A 19671-nucleotide genomic window follows, 5' to 3' on the forward strand; every position below is an offset into this window, starting at 1 on the left:
TCATGACCAACCTGGCCATCGCGGCGAACGGGCTGCGCAAGTCCTACGGCGACAAGGTCGTCCTGGACGGCATCGACCTGACCGTCCCGGAAGCGACGATCTTCTCCCTGCTCGGCCCGAACGGCGCGGGCAAGACCACCACCGTCCAGATCCTGTCCACCCTGGTCCCGGCCGACGGCGGCACCGTCCAGGTCGCCGGCCACGACCTGGCCCGCAGGCCCGACGACGTGCGCGGGGCGATCGGCGTCACCGGCCAGTACTCGGCCGTCGACAAGCTGCTCACCGGCGAGGAGAACCTGCTCCTCATGGCCGACCTCAAGCACCTGTCCCGCGGGGACGGCAAGCGCAGGGCCGCCGAACTGCTCGACCGCTTCGACCTGGTCGAGGCGGCGCGCAAACCGGCCGGAACCTACTCCGGCGGCATGCAACGCCGGCTCGACCTGGCGATGACCCTGGTCGGCGACCCCCGCCTGATCTTCCTGGACGAGCCCACCACCGGCCTCGACCCGCGCAGCCGCCGCTCCATGTGGCAGATCGTGCGCGAACTCGTCGCGAGCGGCGTCACCATCTTCCTCACCACCCAGTACCTGGAGGAGGCCGACGAGCTCGCCGACCGCATCGCCCTGCTCGACCACGGACGGCTGATCGCCGAAGGCACCGCCGACGAGCTCAAGCGGCGCATCCCCGGCGGCCACATCGCGCTCACCTTCGCCGACACCCACCAGCTCGACACCGCTCGCCGGCTCATCGGCACGGGGATCACCGACCCCGAGGCGCTCACCTTGCAGGTGCCGAGCGACGGCGGCGTCCGCGCGATCCGCGAACTGCTCGTCGTCCTGGACGAAGGCTCGATCGACATCGCCGACATGAGCGTCCACACCCCCGACCTCGACGACGTCTTCCTCACCCTCACCGGCCAGAAGAAAGAAGCGACCCGATGAGCACCCTCACCCTCGCCATGCGCGACTCCTCCACCATGATCCGGCGTCAGCTCAAGCGCCTGCTCCGCTACCCGTCCATGACCGTGCAGCTGATCGTCACGCCCGTGATCCTGCTGCTCCTGTTCGTGTACGTCCTCGGCGGCACCCTCGGCGCGGGACTCGGCGGCGGCCGTGACGCCTACGTCAACTACGTCGTCCCCGGCATCCTGCTCATGGCGGCGGCAACGGCCGCGACCGGCACCGCCGTCATGGTCGCCACCGACATGACCGAGGGCATCATCGCCCGCTTCCGCACCATGCGGATCTCCCGGGCGTCGGTGCTCACCGGCCACGTCGTCGGCAGCGTCGTCCAGCAGCTCCTCGGCATGGCCGTCCTCATCGGCATCGCCCTGGCGATCGGCTTCCGCCCGACCGCCACCGCCGCCGAATGGCTGGCCGCCATCGGAATCCTCACCCTGTTCGTGGTGGCCGTCACCTGGCTTGCGGTCGCCCTGGGCCTGCGGTCCCCGACCCCCGAGGCCGCCAGCAACGCCCCGATGCCGCTGATCCTGCTGCCCTTCCTCGGCAGCGGCTTCGTCCCCACCGACTCCATGCCCACCGTCCTGCGCTGGTTCGCCGAGTACCAGCCCTTCACCCCGATCATGGAGACCGTCCGCGGCCTCCTCCTCGGCACCCCGATCGGCAACAGCGGCGCCATCGCCACCGCCTGGTGCGCCGGCATCGCCGCACTCTCCTACCTCTGGGCCAAGAAGACCTTCAACAAGGCCTGATCGATGAACCGGCCGGCCAGGGCCGTCAGACCACCAGGTCTGACGGCCCTCAGTGCATCGCGCATGGGTTGTCACGGCAGGACGTGCCGGTGCGGTCCTCGAGCGGGCGACCGTGGGCACCTCACCGCGGCGGGACTGAAGCCCGGCCCGGTCGACCACCCGCGCCGGCCGCTCCCGCCGGCGGCGAAGCGGGCCGCGCGCCGTACCGGGTCGCGATGGCGTCGAAGACCTCCTTCGGCTCCCACGCCATGTCGGGATACCGACCGCCTCCGTGCTCTTTGAGGACTCTGACGGTGCCGTAGCCGGCCATGTCGAGATCGCGCCTGGGGTCGGGGTCGTACCGGGTCTCGTAGCCGGCGAAGGTGAACCAGAACGCGCCATGCACTTCCTCGGCCTCGAAGACGTCCATCAGCTCGTGGAAGTAGGCCACCTGAACGGACTCGTCGCGGACGTACTCGCCGTTCAGCACCCGGGGTGTGGCCGCGTAGTCGACGATGGCCCAGCCCATTCCGCCGGCCTCGGCCGCGCCGCGGTAGGCGCAGCAGCCGAACTCGGTGATCACCAGGGGCTTCCCGTGGGCACGGTAGGCCCGCACGCGTTCGGCGAAGTCGGCGGCGTTGTCCGCCGAGCGGTACAGGTCGACCGCGGCGAAGTCGAAATGCGACCAGTCGATGTCCTCCCACTCCCCCGAGGCATAGGTGATCTTGCCGCCGAAGCGCGTCCGCGCGACCTCGGCGACGCCGCGCAGCACCTCGGTGAAGTCGGCGGCGGGCGAGAAGCCGGACCATGCCTGCGGGTTCATCGCGTTCTGGAGGCGTTCCATCAGGTACGCGCCCGGCACGAAGCCGGCGCAGAACAGCGACATCTCACAGCCCAGCACGAGCACGGTCTCGGGATCGCGCGTCCGGATCTCCTCGGCTCTGGCCGCGCAGTCTTGGAAGTAGGCCGGCAATCGCGCGGGCGTCAGGTCGACCGGGAACGGCGCGAACCACACCCGCAGCCCCGCGTCGACGGCGGCGTGCGCGGCCAGTGCGATGCGGTCAGGGTCGTCCCCGCTGATGCGGACCGCGTCGCAGTGCAGGTCCGTCGCGATGATCTCCAGTTCGCGCCGCACCACATCGGGGTCGAAGTCGACCCGCGACCGGTCGCCGACCGCGCCGCCGAACCCCGTGTCGTAGTTGATCCCTCTGAGCTGCATCGACGCCTCCAGAATGTACGTTGTACACGTGATGATACGTAGTACACTCCAAGAATGCCAAGCACTTCCCCGGAACGGCTGATCTGGCACCACCCCGAGCCGCCCGGCCGCAAGCACGCGCTGACGCGCGCGGAGATCGTGCGCGCGGGCATCGCTCTCGCCGACACCGCAGGGGTCGCGGGGCTGACCATGCGCGCCGTCGCCGGCGCGCTCGGCGTGTCGACTCCGATGTCGCTGTACCGCTACGTCCTCAACAAGGACGGCCTGGTCGACCTGATGCTGGACGAGGTGTCGGCCGAGGTCGACGTCCCCGCCGAACCGGGCGACGACTGGCGCGGCGACCTGCGCGGCGTCGCCTCCAGTCTGTGGCGGATGATCGGCCGGCATCGCTGGTACGCCGAACTGGTGGACAGCCGGCCACCGTTCGGGCCGACGACCCTGCGGCGGGCGGCCTTCATGCTGGCCGTGCTCGACAACGCCGGGCTCACACCGGCCGTCACCTACGTATCGCTGTTGGACAACTACGTGACCGGCACCGCGATGAGCGTCAGCAGAGAGATCGCGATGCTCGAGCGGTTCGGCATCGGCACGACGCAGGACCTGCAGGCGTACGCGGGCGAGATGGCGAACGACTCGGTCGACTCCTGGCTCCAGGACATGCCGCCCATCACCGCGGATGGACGGTTCGAGCTCGGCCTGGACTGCCTGCTGGACGGAATCGCCGCCAGGCGGCCGGTCGGCCGGCGGTCCCGCCCTCGCCCATCGCGCGGATGACGCACGCGGGGGCTGGTCGCGAGCCGCCGCAGGGGTTCCAGCTCACCGCCCGGCCGGCGAGATGACGCCGGACCGCCGGGCGCGGCGCGGACGATCGTCCCTCACCAGGTGCGGCCCTGGAGGAGGAGATGATGGCGCACGGCGGTCCCGGCCGGGTTCGCGGCGCCGGCGCGGGAGACCAGGAACAACGTGTTGATCGGCGCGAGCTCGGGGTCGAGGAGCAACCGGAGGCGGCCGTCGGCGAGCTCGTCCGCGCACAGATAGCGGGGCAAAACGGTGACGCCCGCTCCGGCCACGACGGCGGCCAGCACGCCGCGCAGGTCGGGGACGACCACCGCCGGGGCGCGGGTGAGACGGGTGTCGAAGACGGTACGCCAGTAGCGGCGCAGGATCGGCAGGTTCTCGCCATAGGCGATGAGGGGCGCCCGATCCAGCCCCTCCCCCTCCCAGCCGGCGGCCGCGACCAGGACGAAGTCCTCGTCGCACAGCGGCTCGACGACCAGGCCCCGGCGGCGGGGCCGCAGGGTGGAGACGACCAGGTCGAGGGCGCCTTCGGCCAGCTCGCTCAGCAACCTGTCGGGCAGGCCGAGGGTGACGCGCAGTTGCAGCCCCGCCGTGATCATCGGAGCGAGGCAGGGGAGCACGCGGGCACAGGTCAGCTCGGCCGGACCTCCGAGGTGGACGACGCGGCCGAACACCTCGGCCGGGCCGCCGGGATCGCCCAGCACCAGCTCCTCCAGCGAGTCGAGGGGGACGGCGACGCGGCGGGCGAGCCGGTCGGCCGCGGCGGTCGGGGCCATGCCGCGTGGCACGCGGTCGAACAGCGGCCGTTCCAGCGCCTGCTCCAGCGCCTTGATGTGCCCGGTGACGGCCGGTTGCGAAAGGCCGAGCAACCCGGCGGCGCGGGTCACCGAACCTGACCGGTACACGGCGAGGAAGGTCCGCAGCAGATCGAGAGAGACGCTCACAGCACCCACACGTATCAGCATTCTGATACCGGCAGGGTGGTCTTCCTATTGGATGCCCATGTCGGCAGTGGGTGACGATCTACGCGTCGTCCCGCGCAACGGCACGGGGGCATCGGACGAAGGAAGCAGGTACCGGCGGATGTCGGAGTACATGGAACAGACCCACGGCAGGCGCGTCGAGCTGCGGGTCGGAGACGGCGTCATGGGCGCCTACCTCGCCCTCCCGCGCTCACCGGGCGCTCACCCGGGAGTCATCGTGGCCCATCAACTGTTCGGTGTGACCCTGGACATCCGCGCGGTCGCCGACCGGATCGCCGCCCTCGGGTACGCCGTGATCGCCCCCGACTTCTTCCACCGATCGGAGGAGACAGGGGTGGAGCTGAACGCCGACGAGGAGGGCCGTGCGCGCGGCTTCGCGCTGATGGGCGAGCTGACCCGCGCCGGCGTGCTCAACGACGTGCGCGCTGCCCAGCAGTACCTGCGCCGGCACGCGGGCGCCGCGGGCCCGGTCGGCATGGTCGGGCTCAGCATGGGAGGTCACCTGGCCTACTACGCGGCCACCCAGCTCCCCCTGACCGTCACCGTCGTGCTGTACGCGGGCTGGCTGACCGGCACCGACATCCCGATCAGCAGGCCCGAGCCGACCGTCGAGCTCAGCGGCGGCATCACCGGGCGGATCGTCGTCATCCTCGGCGCGGACGACCATCTGATCACCGAGGAGCAGCGCGCGATCATCGAGGCGCGTCTGCGGGCCGAAGGCGTCCGGTACGAGATGGCCGTGCTCCCCGGCGCCTCGCACGCGTTCCTGTCCCCGAGCGCGCCCACCTTCCACGCGGCCGCCGCCGAGCATGCCTGGAAGCTCATCGAGCAGAACTTGACGGCCGAACTCGGGCACGCCCTTCCGCAAGCGTGAGCCACCGACGAACGCAGTAGACGATCAACGACACGAGGCGGGTCACCGGGTCCTCGACGCCTGCTCTCGCCCACCTGGTAGCCGCTCTCCGGCCTCTCCCGCGCGGCGGTGGCTCAGGAGATGAGATCGAGGCCCGTGAGTCCGGCCGAGAGCGCCCAGAGACGCCCCGCCTCATCGCCCGGCTCATCGCTCGTCTCGTCGCCCGGCGCGTCGCTCGGCTCATCCCTGTCCGCCGGACCGCCTTCGACGATGCGGCAACCGGCGCAGTAGTCGCCGCCGTGCCCGTCGAGCTCGGGCGAAGCAGCGGCCCACACCATGGTCGCCGCACCTCGCTCGGGCGTCGTGAACAGACCCGGGGCCGGAACACCGTCGGCGTCGAGCCAGCCGGCGGCGACCATCTCCTCGACGGTGAGGTGTCGTTGCAGGGGGGTGCGGATCCATCCCGGGTTCACCGAAAAGGCCCGGACGCCGTGCGGTCCGCCCAGCCGGTCGAGGTGGCGGGCGAACAGGATATTCGCGAGCTTGGACTGGGCGTAGGCGGCCCACTTGTCGTAGCCGTGCGTGAAGTGCACGTCCTCCCAGCGGATGCGCCAGCCGGGGTCGTATCCGGAGGAGACCGCGACGACGCGGGCCGTTCCGGCCGCCTTGAGCGCGGGCCACAGCAGGTTGGTCAGCGCGTAATGGCCCAGATGGTTGGTGGCGAACTGCGCCTCCCAGCCGGGCCCCACCCGGGTCTCCGGGCAGGCCATGATCCCGGCGTTGGCGATCAGCATGTCCAGGGTGTCGTGCCCGCGCCGGAAGCGTTCCGCGAAGGCCCGGACGGAGGCGAGGTCGGCGAGATCGACCTGGTCGACCTCGATTTCGTCCACGCCGGTCAGCGCCTGACGCGCCTGCTCGGGCCTGCGGGCCGGAACCACGACCCGGGCTCCGGCGCGCGCGAGCGCGCGGGTGGCGGCCAGCCCCAGACCGGAGTGACCTCCCGTGACCACCGCCGTCCTGCCGCTGAGATCGATTCCGAAGAGGACGTCGTCAGCGGTGCCGGCCGCTCCTGATGGACGGGGGGTCACGCCGACGGTCTCGTGACTGTTCATGCCGCGAACGCTAGATGCTAGACCGAGGTATAGGTCAACGAGATACGTTCGACACCATGCGGAACGATCTGAGCATCGGCGAGGTGGCGAAGCGCATCGGGCTCAGCGTCCACGCCCTGCGCCTGTACGAGCGTGAAGGCCTGCTCACCGGCGAGGTGCGGCGCGACGACAGGGGCCGGCGGGTCTACAGCGACTGGGACGTCGAGTGGCTGGCCAACTGCGTCAAGTTCCGGGCCTCCGGCATGCCCCTGGCCACGATCGGCCGCCTGGCCGAGCTCGTCCGTGCCGGCAGTGGCAACGAGGCGGAACGGCTTGAGCTGCTCCGCGCGCACCGGCTGCGCGTCGCCGAGCAACTCGCGCGGCTGCACGACTGCCTCGACCTCATCGACACCAAGGTGGCGAGCTACGAGAAGCACCTCGCCGCCGGCGCCTCCGGAGACCCCTGGTGACCGCACCCGCCCAAGACCCGAACCAAGGCGGCGGGCTCCGAATCAGGTCGATCATCTCTTCGGTTCCTCGTCACGTGGTCCGCCGGCCGTCCGCCTCCGGGCCGCGATACCGGGGTCAGCCGCGATACCGGGGTCAGCCGCGATACCGCGGTCAGACGGAGGTGGGTACGCCTTCGCGGACCCAGCGCCTGACGCGCTCCGCCGCCTGGTCTGCGACGGGATGCCCGGCGGGGCGGGTGACCAGGTCACTCAGCGCGAACATGTCCAGAACCCGCCCAAGGTAGAGCCAGTCCTCGGCGAGCGGAAGATCGGCGGGCTGGTGACGGGCGAAGGCCGCGCGGAAGCCGTCGAGGAAACCGTCCGGATATCCGGCGCCGAACCGGACCATGTTGGCCGCGTCGCCGTACGGGCATCCGGAGTAGCCGAACTCCCAGTCCAGAAGGGCGTCCACGCGCCAGCCGCCGGATCGTGTACGGGTGACCAGAATGTTCTTGGGATTGACGTCGGCGTGCACCAGCCGGGCCTGCCCGTCGACGCCGGCGAGCGCGGGCGCGTGGGCGGCGCACAGTCCGGCCCAGGCCCGCCGGGTGGCCAGGTCGAGGCGGGCGTTCGGGGTGGCGGCCATGCACGTCTCGGCGAACTCGGGGAGCTGCTGCGACCACGGGCTCCCGGGACGGACGGTGAGGTGCTCGTCGGCGAAGAAGCCCGGGCGCTCGAACCTCACGGCGCTGACGGCGGCCACGACGCGTCCAACCTCGGCGCCGAGGTCACCCAGGGCGGCCTGGTCGTGCTCGGCGCCGAAGAGCACGTGGTCGAGCGGCGTGCCGGGCACGTGTTCCAGCACCATGGCCGGGCGGGCGCCCTGGTCGCCGTCCTCGGCGGGCAGGAGGAGCAGCACCTCGGGAACGGGGACGTGACGGCGGGCCGCGGCCATGACGGCGGCCTCGATGGCGGGGTCCGGCCCGCCGAGGCGGGCGACGACCTGGCGGTCGGCCAGCGTGAGCAGGGTCGTCTCGTGGGAGAACCCGCCGGCCAGGTTGGACGTGCCGGCCACCGCGCCGCCCAGCGCGGTGGCGATGCGGTGGATCTCCTCGGGTTGCATCGGCCCAGTCAACCATTCGGCGCCGACCCCTGGCACGAAGGGAATGACGGCGTCGCACGCGAACCGTCCATGAGCCTTTCCCGGGCCGTCAAGGGCTCGCGATCGTCCTGGAACCAGCCTGCCGCGAGGTTCCGGAGTCACACCTGAGTCGCTACCATCGATCCATGACTGCCGGGTCGGCCACGCGCCGCACACAGAACGGGCGCCCGGCCGCCGCTTGATCACCCCGCGGGCGAGAGGCCCGCCGCGTCACGAGAAGCGCGCACAGCCACTCGTGACGAAAGGAGGTGACATACATGAGCTGGCAGTCCTTCCTCGCCGGTCACCAGGTCGGTGACATCATCGAGGGCGTGGTGACCAAGGAAGTGCCGTTCGGTTCGTTCGTCGAGTCCGACGGCTTCACCGGTCTCGCCCATGGGCGATCGTGGCCCGTCGGCACCCGCGTCTCGGCCCGGATCCTCGCGATCGACTCCGAGAATCAGCGGTTCAGCCTGGCCGCCGTCTGAGTGAGCGCTGATCCGGGGGAAGCGCACTCCCCCGGATCAGCGCTCCATCGCATTATCGTCAGCGGCCGCCGCACGCCGACATAAGCCGTCGCGGAGTCGCGGGAGAGCACCGTCCCGACACACGGCCCGCGTCCACACGCCCACCTGATCGCGGTGTGCAACAGATTGATTTCGGTGCGTTGACGCCTACGGTGAGCGGCATGTCGGTTAGGTCATCATCTGAGCCATGAGGACCGGCGGGCGCGGCGCGGCGTGGGCATGGGGAGCGGTCGCGCTGGTGGCGTTGGGCGTGGCCGCGATGGTCGCCTGGCGCGTGGCTCCGCGCTCGACCCCGGGGCAGTTCGATCCGGTCAGCGTGGTCATCAGTCTGCTGAACCTGGCGGTCAGCGCGTTCTCGGCGTGGATGAGCGTGCGCGCGGCACGATCGCAGGAGACCCTGGAGGACGCCGCGGCCCGGCTGGCCGGTGCCGTCCTGGACAGCGAGCGGATGGCACGCCGACGGTTGCTGGGCACGCCTGACAAGCCCATCGATGTGCGATTCGTCCTGGAAAAGGCTCCCGCTCACCACGCCGAAGGCGCCGGGCGGCGCAGCCGCCTCACCGAGGTGGTGGAGTACTACCGCGGCCTGTCGCCGCAGCGGATGGTCATCACCGGGGCGCCCGGCGCCGGCAAGACGGTGCTGGCCGTGGAGCTGATCCTAGGGTTGCTCGAACAGCGCCGGCCGGATGAGCGGGTGCCGGTACGGATCTCGGCCGCGTCGCTGGACACCGAGCTGAGCGGACCCCAGGTGATCGAGCGCTGGTTGTCGAGCCACCTGACACAGGTCTATCGGGTAAGGCGCGTGGTGGCACAAGAGTTGGTCTCGGCCCGGCTGGTGGTGCCGGTGATCGACGGCCTAGACGAGATGGACGCCGCGGCCGAGCCCGGGTACGACTCGCGGGCCGGACGGGTGCTGCGCGCGATCAACGCCTACCAGGACGTGCGCGGCAAGGGGGCGGTGGTGCTGACCTGCCGGACCGCCCAGTACCGGGCACTGCAGGAACTGCTGGTCTGGGTGCAGGACGCCGCCCGGGTGGAGATCGCCCCGGTCGACGGCCGCCAGGCCCGCGCGTTCCTCGACGGCCGGGTGGACGACGTGGCCCGCTGGGAGCCGGTGTTGCAGGCCATCCGACGGGCGCCGGGCGGTCCGCTCGCCACCGCTCTGTCCACCCCGTGGCGGCTCACCCTGGCCGCCATCGTCTACGAACAGCGTGTCCCCGGCACCGGGGCGTTCGTGCGCGACCCCGCCGAGTTGACCGATATGCGGCTGCACACCGCTGTAGCGGTGCGCGATCACCTGCTGGGATCGTTCATCCCGGCGGCCGTCGCGCTCGACCCACCACCGGGCCGCGCCGACGCCGAGCGGGTGCACCGATGGCTGGCGACGCTGGCCGGCTACCTGGACACGAACGCCGCAACCGGCCGCACCCTGGGCGGACGGGCCCTCTCAGGCACCGACATCGTGCTGCACGAACTATGGCCCCTGGCCGGCTCCCGCCCCCGCCTGCTCACCGCCGCCTTCCCCGCCGCCATCTGGCTGATCGGGGGCCCGGCCACGCTCACCCAACTCCTCAGCCCACTATCGATCGATCAGCTGATCATTTCCACCATGCTGGTCCTCGGAGCGCTGGGGACAACGATCTCTGGTGGGCGCACGATCTGGCATCAACCCGAACGCTTCGACCTGCGCCGCTTGAGAACGCGTGCCGCGCGCCGCACCATCGCGGGCTGGCTCGGGGTCGGGCTCGCGCTCGGGGGGGTGGTCGGGTTCATGCTCGAGGTGGTGGTCGGGCTCTCGGACTGGTTCGCCGGCGGGCTCCTGAGCGGGCTCCTCAGCGGGTTCATGATCGGGCTCGCGATCGAGCTGCTCATAACCGGGACGGCGGGCGTGACAGATCCCCGTGACCTGGTGCGCGACGATATCATCGCCGGTCTCGTCGTAGGGCTCTTCGCCGGGCTCGCCGTCGGACTCGGGGCCAGGCTCGTGGTCGGACTCACGGTCACGCTCGGGCTCGGACTCGGCCTCGGGCCCGCTGGGGTGCGGTACGTGGCGTTGCTGATGTGTACGCGGCGGTGGAGCTCCGCGTGGTTGCCGTGGCGGCTGGGTCGGTTACTGCACTGGGCCGCCGGGGCGGGGCTGATGCGGGTGGCGGGCATCGGGTACCAGTTCCGGCACCGCGAACTGCAGGACTACCTGGCCGCGCACTCCGTGCCCCAGGTCACGAGCACGGAGGACCGCCCGCCGGACCGTCCGCGCTGACCACCGTCCTGCGGAGAGGGCGAGGCGGCCGGGCCGCCAGGTCGCCGGGCCGCCAGGTCGCCGGGCCGTCAGGTCGCCGGGCCGTCAGGCTGCCCGGTCGCAAGGTGCCCGGGTCGCCAGGTGATCAGGTCGCCGGGTCCTGAGGCGGCCGCACCCGACCACCACGCCGGTCGTCAGCCGCCGGTGGAGTGGTGGCTCTCCTTCGTGCCGTCGAGCAGGGAGGTCGCGGGGGGCGCGCTCGGGGCGGGTTCGTCCTCGGGGACCGTGAGAGGAGGAGCCGGGCTCGGCGTGGGGGCGGGGGGAAGGGCGTGGTCTCCTGCCAGGCCGGTGCCCTCCAGCAGGCCCATGTGGGTGTTCACGAACTTCGCCGCGCTCTCGGCGAAGCCGCGGATCAGGGTGTTACGGGTGGAGGCCCGGACCGCGCCGATGGCGGGGAAGATCTTTCCGTGCGCCATCCGCAGACGCATGACGGCCGTCTGGTCGTAGGCGAGTCCCTTCTTGGCGGAGATCTCGGCCATCCATCCCTTCTGGTCGTCGTTGGGCTCATCGGGCAGCGGCACACGCAGTTCCTCCGCCACCTCCCGGACCTCGGCGTCCAGAAGTTCGTGCTGCCGGGCGATCTCCCCCAGGTTCTTCCTGGTGACGGCCCGGAAAGCGCGTTTCGCGGCCTGCCTTCCCGTCGGGATCTCCCAGAGGCCGGCCAGACGTACCTTGACCACCAGATCGCGGTCCGCCGGACTCAACGGACCCCACGGCGTCGACACCGTCCCCTGCGCCGCCGCGTCTTGCGCCGCCGCGTCTTGCGCCGCCGCGTCCTGCGCTGCCGCGGCCGTGGGCGCCGCGTCCGTCGGCGCCGCGTCCGTAGGCGCCGCCCCGTCCGTCGGAACGGCCGCGCCCGCCGGGGCCGCGCCGTCATTGGTCGCCTGCGCCGAGGAGCCGGAAGCGTCGGCGTCGGGCTCGGCGGCCGCCGCCGACGCGAGAAGCCCTCTCGCCAACTCCTCCGCCGGCACGGCGCTGGGCGCGGGATCCGTTGCGCCCGCGATCGGCTCGCCGAAGATCCTGGAGCAGGCCGTGGTCGTCTGAAGAACGACGAGGCTGAGAACCACGGTGGCGACCGAGGCGATACGTGCGCGTCGCATCTGTACCCGATCCCTTCTCCCCCTGGGGAATTGCGATCCATCGTCACAACGACGGTGGCCGTTCATGCGGAGCTACGGGCGGTTCGCGTGAGTGGTTCGATGCGATTGGAACGAGTTTCTACTCAGCCGCGAACAGAGGGTCGCGCCGGAGCACGACACGAACCCGCTCAGGCGGAGCGGGGGACGCCGAACCGAACGCCCTGCGTCCAGGGCGAACGGCCTGAATAGGATCGACGTCATGATCTCGCCCCACCGCTCCGACACGGTGTTCGCCGACCACGTCTTCACCGTCCCCCTGGACCACGACCGTCCCGAGGGCGAGCGGATCCAGGTGTACGCGCGGGAGGTGCGGGCGGGCGGCAGGCGGGCCGAGGACCTGCCGTGGCTGCTGTACCTGAACGGCGGTCCCGGCTTCTCCTCCCCGCGTCCACTCGGCGGGGAGGGCTGGCTGGAGCGCGCCATGGAGGACTACCGCGTGCTGCTGCTCGACCAGCGGGGCACCGGCCGCTCCACGCCGCTCGACCGGCGCAGCCTGCCGCGCCTGGGCCCGCCGAGCGTCCAGGCGGAGCACCTGACGCACTTTCGCGCCGACTCCATCGTCCGGGACGCCGAACTGATCCGCCGTACGCTCATCGGCGACCAGCCGTGGAGCGTCCTGGGTCAGAGCTTCGGCGGATTCTGCACGGTGACCTATCTGTCCTTCGCCCCGCAGGGCCTGGCGGAGGCGTTCGTCACCGGCGGCCTGCCCGGCCTGGGGGCCCGGGCCGACGAGGTGTACCGCGCCCTGTATCCGCAGGTGGAGGCCAAGAACACGGCGCACTACGAACGCTACCCCGAGGACGTCGAACGCGCCGTGCGCGTCGCGAGGCACCTGCGCGACGGCGAGGTGCTGCTCTCGAACGGCCGGCCCCTGACCGTGGAGCTGTTCCAGACGCTGGGCAACCTGCTCGGCGGCAGCACCGGCAGCCGGCGCCTGCACTACCTGCTGGAGGACCCCTTCGCCGGCGGCGATGATCTGAGGGACGGCTTCCTGGTCGAGGTGGAGGCCGAGCTGGCCTGGACCGCGGGAGCCCCGCTGTACGCGCTCATCCACGAGGCGACCTACGCGCAGGGCGAGGGCGCCACCGGCTGGTCGGCACAGCGCGTCCGCGACGAGTTCCCCGGATTCGCTCCCGCCGCCGCCCTCGACGGTGACGGGCCCCTGCTGTTCACCGGGGAGACGATCTACCCCTGGATGTTCGACACCGATCCCATCCTGCGGCCGCTGCGCGAGACGGCGCACCTTCTCGCCGAGCGCCCGTCGTGGCCGGCGCTGTACGACGTCGCCCGCCTGGAGGCCAACACGGTGCCGGTATCGGCGGCGGTCTACTACAACGACATGTACGTCGCCCGGGAGCTGTCCCTGGACACGGCCCGCACGATCAAGGGCCTGCGGCCGTGGATCACCAACGAGTACGAACACGACGGCCTGCGTGCCGGCAGCCGGACGGTTCTCGACCGCCTGCTCTCGCCCGCCTGGTAGCGGACCGCTCGCTGAGGGCCGGGCGCCGGCGCCTCGCCGCTCAGCGGCGGGTGGCGGCGGAGAGGGTGGCGTAGACGATGATGTTGTCGGTGTAGCTGTGCGCCTTGGCGTTGAACACGCCGCCGCAGGTGATCAGGCGCAGACTCGGGCGGTCCACGTGCCCGTAGACGCGCTTGGTCGGGAACCGGTTCTTGCTCGCCTGCTCGGCCCCGTCCACCGTGAACCGCGCCGTCGAGCCGTCCGCGCGGACCACCGTGATCGTGTCGCCGCGTTTCAGCTCGCGCAGGCGGCTGAACACGGCGGGGCCGCCGCGGGTGTTCACATGGCCGAGGATCACCGCCGGGCCCATCTCGCCCGGAGCCGGTCCCAGCCGGTACCAACCCGCCAGCTTCGGCCTGCTCAGCGGGGGCACCTCGATCTCACCGTTCCTGTCCACCCCGACGGACACGAGCGCCGCGTCCACGCCGATGCTCGGGACGCGGACCCGGGTCGGCACCGACTTGCGCAACGCCTTCACCGGCGCGGCCACCGGAGCCGGCGGCGAGGCGGCCGGCGCGGCCTCGACCAGGGGCGCGTTCACTCCACCGGGGCCGACCGTCGCCGTACCCACCGCCGTGGACGCCGCGTCCACCGCTGAGACACCCGTCGAGGTTCCTGTCGGAGTTCCTGTAGAGGTTTGGTCCATCGTGGACGTCCCGGCCGTGGCCTGCTGCCCTGCATCAGAGCCGGGCGCGCCGTTGGCATCGTCGGCCGGGAACATCTGGGCCACGATCGGCGTCGGCCCGGAGCTGGACGCGGCGTTCTCCGTCGGCGACAGGTACGCCAGCAGGCCGGCCATCACGGCCCCGATGCCCGCCAGGGAACCGGCCGTCACCAGGACCGGAGCCAGCATGCCCTTCCACCGCCCGCGCCGAGGCTCCTCGCCCTCCGGCGCCGGCGGTAACGTCCCGCTCAAGCCGCCCTTCCCCGGCGGCGTCTCAGCACGAGACCGCCCGCCACACTGCCGAGCAGCAGCACGGAGCCGTATGCGATGAAGGCACCGGGCCTCGGATCCTGTTCCGGGGCCTCACCGGTGTGCGCACCACCTCTGGGGGTCACCCGCACCTGGGGGGTCGAGCGGGCCTTGGAGGTCTTGGACGCCTTGGGTGTCGGACTGGCCGTCTCGGTCGGCGCTCCGTGCCCCGAGCCACCCCCCGACAACACGATCACCCCGCGAGCCGAGTCATCCCCATCGCTGATGTGCTGATTCCCACTGCTGTTACCGTCGTTCCCGCCGTTCGACCCGCCGTTCGCGGCCGGCAACACGTCGACCGTGACAGTGGCCGGCTCACCCTCGTAGTAGCACACCGCCGAGAACATCGAAGGAGGACTCGCCAACTCGGTGGTGGTGAACTCGAAGGCGTCGACCGCCATGTGGGTCCCGGGCTCAGCCAGATTCTGAAACTTGACCGTATGGTCGCCGTAGGGGAGATCCTTCGACCACAACACCTGCTGAGCCTTTGGCTTGTCCTGGGGAGCGGGGTCCTCGGCGTCGATGTCGACCGATTCCCTCACACCATCGACGTAGACGGCCACCTTGCCCACAGTCTCGACCCGCTCGCCGATGTACTTGATGCGGTTGCCGAGGAACTTCACCTCGGCGGTGTCATTCTGATCCTTCGTCGCGTGAAGATCGTTCTCATAGTCACCGTACTGCGCGCGATCACCGGCATAGAACCAGTTGCCTTTATAGACGATCGGGCCGTGCTGGTGGGGGTCGCCGTTGTGCGGGGCAGCATCGCTGTCGTTGACGCGGACGGTGCTCGCGGGGGGTGTGAACGTCAGGGTGAGAAGCCGGGGAATGATGTACAGCTTGCCCTCTTTGGTGGTGGACACCGACCCCGAGATCGCCGTCGGCATCTCCAGCCGACCACCCGGTTGCAACTCCGCCTGTTCCTTGGTGCCCGTCGAGTCGAGCTTGCCCTGCCACAGGCCACCCACGTCGACGGTGGCGGTCGCCGAGAGCCGACCACCCGCCGGGAAGTGGTTGGACGACACCAGCGGGGAAGCGGTCATCGTCCAGTCCACGGCGATCCGCTCGCCTACACGGACGGTCTTGGGGATGGCGATTTCCACCTGAATGGGCTGTGGCCCCCCACGGGGAATGAAGGCACCGTTTATACAGGTGTACGGGTAATGGTGATAACCGGTGTCGGCGTTTCCGGGGGCCACCGGGAGGGCAACGGCGCCCGCGCACGCGACCAAAGCCGCCGCTGCCAGGGATCTGCGGAGCTTGGGAGCCCAGCCGTTCACGATCGCCTCCGATCACGCGTCCAGGCCGACAGGCAGCCGGAGGTAGATCGTATGACTCTGCGGGCTTACGGCGGGCTTATGCAGGAGTAACACTGCAGAAAGTGGCTGATTTGTGACGTAGGGGAACGCCCCTCGACCGTGCGGGGTCCCCCGGGTCCGGCGATGACCAGAATCGTATTCTGGTGCGGTAACCCCAAGGAGGAAGCGAATGCAGCGAGACCTCTTCGAGGAGGAGCATCTGCTCTTCCGTGAGACCGTGCGCGAGTTCATGACGCGCGAGGTCGTCCCCCACCACGAGCAGTGGGAGAAGGACGGCATCGTCCCGCGAGAGGTGTGGAAGAAGGCCGGCGAGCTCGGCATGTTCGGCTTCTCGGTCCCCGAGGAGTACGGAGGCTCGGGCATCTCCGACTTCCGCTTCAACGCGGTCATCGTCGAAGAGATCATGAGGTTCGGCGCGACCGGGCTCGGGTTCGGCCTGCACAACGACATCATGGCGCCGTACATGGTCGATCTCACCAACGACGAGCAGAAGCAGCGCTGGCTCCCCGGCTTCGCCTCCGGCGAGCTGATCACCGCCATCGGCATGACCGAGCCGGGCGCGGGGAGCGACCTGCAGGGCATCAAGACGACGGCGGTCCGCGACGGCGACCACTACATCGTCAACGGCCAGAAGACGTTCATCACCAACGGCGTCAACTCCGACCTGGTCGTCGTGGTCACCAAGACCGACCCGGCGGCGGGGGCGCGCGGCACCACCCTGATGGTCGTCGAACGCGGCATGGAGGGCTTCTCCCGGGGGCGCAACCTGGAGAAGATCGGCATGCACGCCCAGGACACCGCCGAGCTGTTCTTCGAGAACGTCCGCGTCCCGGTGGCCAACCGGCTCGGCGAGGAGGAGGGTCAGGGCTTCATCCAGCTCATGGTGAACCTCCCGCAGGAACGCCTGTCGATCGCGGTGGCGGCGGTCGCGGCGGCGGAGGCGGTGCTGGAGACGACCATCGAGTACTGCAAGTCCCGCCAGGCGTTCGGCCGGAACATCGGCAAGTTCCAGAACACCCGCTTCGTCATCGCCGAGCTGTCCACCGAGGTGGAGATCGCCCGGCACTACGTGGACAAGTGCATCCGCGCGCTGAACGCCAAAGAGCTCACGGTCGTGGACGCGGCCAAGGCCAAATGGTGGACGACCGAGCTCCAGCACAAGGTCATCGACCGCTGCCTGCAACTGCACGGCGGCTACGGCTACATGGTCGAGTACCCGGTGGCCAAGGCGTGGATGGACAGCCGCGTCCAGACCATCTACGGCGGCACCACCGAGATCATGAAGGAGATCATCGGCCGCTCCTTCGGCTTCTGAACCCGACGTCCCGGAACCGACCCCCGGGAACGACGCCCCGGAACCGACCCCCGGGAACGACGCTCCTGAATCGGCGCTTCTGAACCGAGGTCGAGCCGAAGCGCCTCACTCGAAGCCCTGAGCCGGCGGGCCCCGCGCCCACCGGCTCAGGTGCGGGTCGGCGATGGAGGCGTATGGCGGGCGCCAATACTCGGCCTGACCGCGTATGGAATCCGTCAAAACGCGTCAACCACGCCAAGCATCGCGATTGTCTCGTCCTGCGGCCCCTGCCGGGCCCTGGGAGGCGTCTTGCGGGATTGCGAGGAGTGGCGATGGCCGACGTCGGCTTCGTGGCCCTGACGATCGTGGTGTTCGCGATCGTCGGACTGGTCGTGCGCGGGGTGGAGCGGCTGTGAACGCCGTGAACGCCGCCGGACTGGCGGTGGCCGCCGTCCTGGTGCTGTTCATGGTCGCCGCCCTGCTGTTCCCGGAGCGGTTCTGATGGGCACCGCGACGGCGGGCGCCGTGTTCGTCTGCTCCCTCGCCGTCGCCCTCGCGCTGACGCACCGCCCGCTGGGCGACTACATGTACCGCGTCTACACCGGGTCCAGGCACAGCGCAGCCGAGCGCGGGGTGTACCGGCTGATCGGCGTGCGCCCCGGCGCCGAGCAGAACTGGACCGGCTACGCCCGCGCCGTGCTGGCGTTCTCGGCGGTGTCGGTCCTGTTCCTGTACGCCTTCCAGCGTCTCCAGGACAGGCTGCTGCTCAGCCTGGGCCGGCCACCGGTGCCCGATCACGTCGCCTGGAACACGGCGGTCAGCTTCGTCACCAACACCGACTGGCAGGCGTACTCGGGTGAGTCGACGATGGGCCATCTGGTGCAGATGGCCGGGCTGGCGGTGCAGAACTTCGGGTCGGCGGCGGTCGGGATGGCCGTGGCGATGGCCCTGGTGCGCGGGTTCGCGCGCAGCCGCACCGAACACGTGGGCAACTTCTGGGTGGACCTGGTGCGCGGCACGATGCGCGTCCTGCTGCCGATCGCCTTCGCCGCCGCGCTCGTCCTCGCGGCGGGCGGTGTGGTGCAGAACCTGTCCGGGCCGCACGAGGTCGCCACGCTCGCCGGCGGCGCGCAGCTCATCCCGGGCGGGCCGGTGGCGAGCCAGGAGGCGATCAAGGAGCTCGGCACCAACGGCGGCGGCTTCTTCAACGTCAACTCCGCCCACCCGTTCGAGAACCCCACGAGCTGGACGAACTGGGTCGAGATCCTGCTGCTCCTGCTGATCCCGTTCGCGCTGCCGCGCACCTTCGGCCGGATGGTCGGCCAGGTCCGCCAGGGGCGGGCGATCCTCGCCGTGATGGCCGTGATCGCGCTGGCGAGCGTCGCGCTGACCACCGCGTTCGAACTGTCCGGGGGCGCGACCGTGCCCCGGGCGGTGGGCGCGGCCCTGGAGGGGAAGGAGGTGAGGTTCGGCGTGCCGGACTCGGCGACCTTCGCCGCCGCGACCACCCTGACCAGCACGGGAGCCGTCGACTCGGCGCACGACTCGTTCACGCCGCTGGGCGGGATGATGACGATTGTGAACATGATGCTGGGCGAGGTCGCGCCCGGCGGAGTCGGCGCGGGCCTGTACGGCATGCTGGTGCTGGCGGTGATCACGGTGTTCGTGGCCGGACTGATGGTCGGCCGCACTCCGGAGTACCTGGGCAAGAAGATCGGGTCGCGCGAGGTCAAGCTGGCCTCGATGTACTTCCTGACCACGCCGGTGCTGGTGCTCGTCGGCACCGCCCTGGCGATGGGTTCGCCGGCCGAGCGGGCGAGCATGCTCAACTCGGGTCCCCACGGCCTGTCGGAGGTGCTCTACGCGTTCACCAGCGCCTCCAGCAACAACGGCTCGGCGTTCGCCGGGCTGAACGCCGGCACTCCCTGGTACGACACCGTCCTCGGGTTGTGCATGGCGTTCGGCCGGTTCCTGCCGATCGTCTTCGTGCTGGCCCTGGCCGGGTCGCTGGCCGGGCAGGCGCCGGTGCCGGCGTCGGCGGGCACGCTGCCCACCCACCGGCCGCAGTTCGTCGGCATGGTCGTCGGCGTGACCGTCATCCTCGTCGCGCTCACCTTCCTCCCCGCCCTGGCGCTCGGGCCGCTCGCGGAAGGGCTGTCCTGACATGTCCGATCGCACGCTCGGCAGCCCGGTCCGTCCGCGCCGCTCCGCAGAAAACGGCCGATCCGGCGGCGGCCCGTTCGACCCCCGGCGCCTGGTGGCGGCGCTGCCGGACGCGGTGCGCAAGCTGAATCCGGTGACGTTGTGGCGTAACCCGGTGATGTTCATCGTGGAGGCCGGGGCGGTGTTCACCACCGTGCTGGCGGTGACCGGC

19 protein-coding genes are annotated in these 19671 nt (G+C 70.7%); 12 read left to right on the top strand and 7 right to left on the bottom strand.

What is annotated here, in order from left to right:
- Window positions 1–2: 2 nt before the first annotated feature.
- Together ABZT47_RS39000 and ABZT47_RS39005 are read left to right on the top strand one after the other, a co-directional pair.
- Window positions 3–941, top strand: coding sequence for an ATP-binding cassette domain-containing protein (locus tag ABZT47_RS39000; protein ID WP_354853404.1), 939 nt, complete (start codon window positions 3–5; stop codon window positions 939–941).
- Window positions 938–1711 carry an ABC transporter permease gene (locus ABZT47_RS39005; RefSeq protein ID WP_354853406.1) on the top strand — a complete coding sequence of 258 codons (774 nt, stop codon included), beginning with the start codon at window positions 938–940 and terminating at the stop codon, window positions 1709–1711. Before ABZT47_RS39000 ends, ABZT47_RS39005 begins: the two co-directional genes overlap by 4 nt.
- A gap of 121 nt (window positions 1712–1832) precedes the next feature.
- Here ABZT47_RS39005 and ABZT47_RS39010 read toward each other — a convergent pair whose 3' ends face one another.
- Window positions 1833–2909, bottom strand: a complete 1077-nt coding sequence (locus ABZT47_RS39010; protein WP_354853408.1) for a hypothetical protein — start codon at window positions 2907–2909, stop codon at window positions 1833–1835.
- Window positions 2910–2963: 54 nt separating this feature from the next.
- On the opposite strand from ABZT47_RS39010, the gene ABZT47_RS39015 reads away from it, so the two are divergent.
- The gene (locus tag ABZT47_RS39015; RefSeq protein ID WP_354853411.1) at window positions 2964–3683 is read left to right on the top strand and encodes a TetR/AcrR family transcriptional regulator C-terminal domain-containing protein; all 720 of its coding nucleotides are present in this window, start codon (window positions 2964–2966) and stop codon (window positions 3681–3683) included.
- Between the two features lie 101 nt (window positions 3684–3784).
- On the opposite strand, the gene ABZT47_RS39020 is transcribed toward ABZT47_RS39015, so the two are convergent.
- Window positions 3785–4651, bottom strand: coding sequence for a LysR family transcriptional regulator (locus ABZT47_RS39020; RefSeq protein ID WP_354853414.1), 867 nt, complete (start codon window positions 4649–4651; stop codon window positions 3785–3787).
- A gap of 58 nt (window positions 4652–4709) precedes the next feature.
- Here ABZT47_RS39020 and ABZT47_RS39025 point away from each other — a divergent pair, with 58 nt between their 5' ends.
- A complete protein-coding gene (locus ABZT47_RS39025) occupies window positions 4710–5564 on the top strand; it encodes a dienelactone hydrolase family protein (protein ID WP_354853417.1) in 855 nt (284 codons plus the stop codon).
- 113 nt (window positions 5565–5677) lie between these two features.
- Here the strand turns inward: ABZT47_RS39025 and ABZT47_RS39030 are convergent, their stop codons facing one another.
- Window positions 5678–6655, bottom strand: a complete 978-nt coding sequence (locus tag ABZT47_RS39030; RefSeq protein ID WP_354853420.1) for an oxidoreductase — start codon at window positions 6653–6655, stop codon at window positions 5678–5680.
- Window positions 6656–6711: 56 nt separating this feature from the next.
- On the opposite strand from ABZT47_RS39030, the gene ABZT47_RS39035 reads away from it, so the two are divergent.
- Complete coding sequence (locus tag ABZT47_RS39035) at window positions 6712–7104, top strand: MerR family transcriptional regulator (RefSeq protein WP_354853423.1); 393 nt, start codon at window positions 6712–6714, stop codon at window positions 7102–7104.
- Between the two features lie 151 nt (window positions 7105–7255).
- On the opposite strand, the gene ABZT47_RS39040 is transcribed toward ABZT47_RS39035, so the two are convergent.
- Window positions 7256–8206 (bottom strand): phosphotransferase, encoded by a 951-nt coding sequence (locus tag ABZT47_RS39040; protein ID WP_354853426.1) that lies wholly within the window; start codon window positions 8204–8206, stop codon window positions 7256–7258.
- Window positions 8207–8502: 296 nt separating this feature from the next.
- On the opposite strand from ABZT47_RS39040, the gene ABZT47_RS39045 reads away from it, so the two are divergent.
- Window positions 8503–8712 carry a hypothetical protein gene (locus ABZT47_RS39045; RefSeq protein ID WP_354853429.1) on the top strand — a complete coding sequence of 70 codons (210 nt, stop codon included), beginning with the start codon at window positions 8503–8505 and terminating at the stop codon, window positions 8710–8712.
- Window positions 8713–8938: 226 nt separating this feature from the next.
- Window positions 8939–11011: an NACHT domain-containing protein gene (locus ABZT47_RS39050; protein ID WP_354853432.1), complete on the top strand. Its 2073-nt coding sequence runs from the start codon at window positions 8939–8941 to the stop codon at window positions 11009–11011.
- A gap of 173 nt (window positions 11012–11184) precedes the next feature.
- Here the strand turns inward: ABZT47_RS39050 and ABZT47_RS39055 are convergent, their stop codons facing one another.
- The gene (locus ABZT47_RS39055) at window positions 11185–12150 is read right to left on the bottom strand and encodes a DUF4142 domain-containing protein (protein ID WP_354853435.1); all 966 of its coding nucleotides are present in this window, start codon (window positions 12148–12150) and stop codon (window positions 11185–11187) included.
- Window positions 12151–12388: 238 nt separating this feature from the next.
- On the opposite strand from ABZT47_RS39055, the gene ABZT47_RS39060 reads away from it, so the two are divergent.
- Entirely contained in the window at window positions 12389–13672 is a 1284-nt protein-coding gene (locus ABZT47_RS39060; RefSeq protein WP_354853438.1) for an alpha/beta fold hydrolase, read from the top strand.
- 40 nt (window positions 13673–13712) lie between these two features.
- Here ABZT47_RS39060 and ABZT47_RS39065 read toward each other — a convergent pair whose 3' ends face one another.
- Both ABZT47_RS39065 and ABZT47_RS39070 read right to left on the bottom strand, forming a co-directional pair.
- Window positions 13713–14564, bottom strand: coding sequence for a class F sortase (locus tag ABZT47_RS39065; RefSeq protein WP_354853441.1), 852 nt, complete (start codon window positions 14562–14564; stop codon window positions 13713–13715).
- Window positions 14565–14623: 59 nt separating this feature from the next.
- Window positions 14624–15964, bottom strand: a complete 1341-nt coding sequence (locus ABZT47_RS39070) for a hypothetical protein (protein ID WP_354853444.1) — start codon at window positions 15962–15964, stop codon at window positions 14624–14626.
- 208 nt (window positions 15965–16172) lie between these two features.
- Here ABZT47_RS39070 and ABZT47_RS39075 point away from each other — a divergent pair, with 208 nt between their 5' ends.
- The 4 genes from ABZT47_RS39075 to ABZT47_RS39090 all read left to right on the top strand — a co-directional run.
- Window positions 16173–17318, top strand: a complete 1146-nt coding sequence (locus ABZT47_RS39075) for an acyl-CoA dehydrogenase family protein (protein WP_354853447.1) — start codon at window positions 16173–16175, stop codon at window positions 17316–17318.
- 391 nt (window positions 17319–17709) lie between these two features.
- Window positions 17710–17799 (top strand): potassium-transporting ATPase subunit F, encoded by a 90-nt coding sequence (locus ABZT47_RS39080; protein WP_354853450.1) that lies wholly within the window; start codon window positions 17710–17712, stop codon window positions 17797–17799.
- Complete coding sequence (gene kdpA, locus ABZT47_RS39085) at window positions 17799–19460, top strand: potassium-transporting ATPase subunit KdpA (protein ID WP_354853453.1); 1662 nt, start codon at window positions 17799–17801, stop codon at window positions 19458–19460. The genes ABZT47_RS39080 and kdpA overlap by 1 nt, the downstream gene beginning before the upstream one ends.
- Window position 19461: 1 nt before the next feature.
- A partial coding sequence (locus ABZT47_RS39090; protein ID WP_354853456.1) for a hypothetical protein occupies window positions 19462–19671 on the top strand: 210 nt, incomplete at its 3' end.

Origin of the sequence: Sphaerisporangium sp. NPDC005289 (assembly GCF_040607455.1) — a bacterium.
GTDB classification, from domain to species: domain Bacteria; phylum Actinomycetota; class Actinomycetes; order Streptosporangiales; family Streptosporangiaceae; genus Sphaerisporangium; species Sphaerisporangium rhizosphaerae.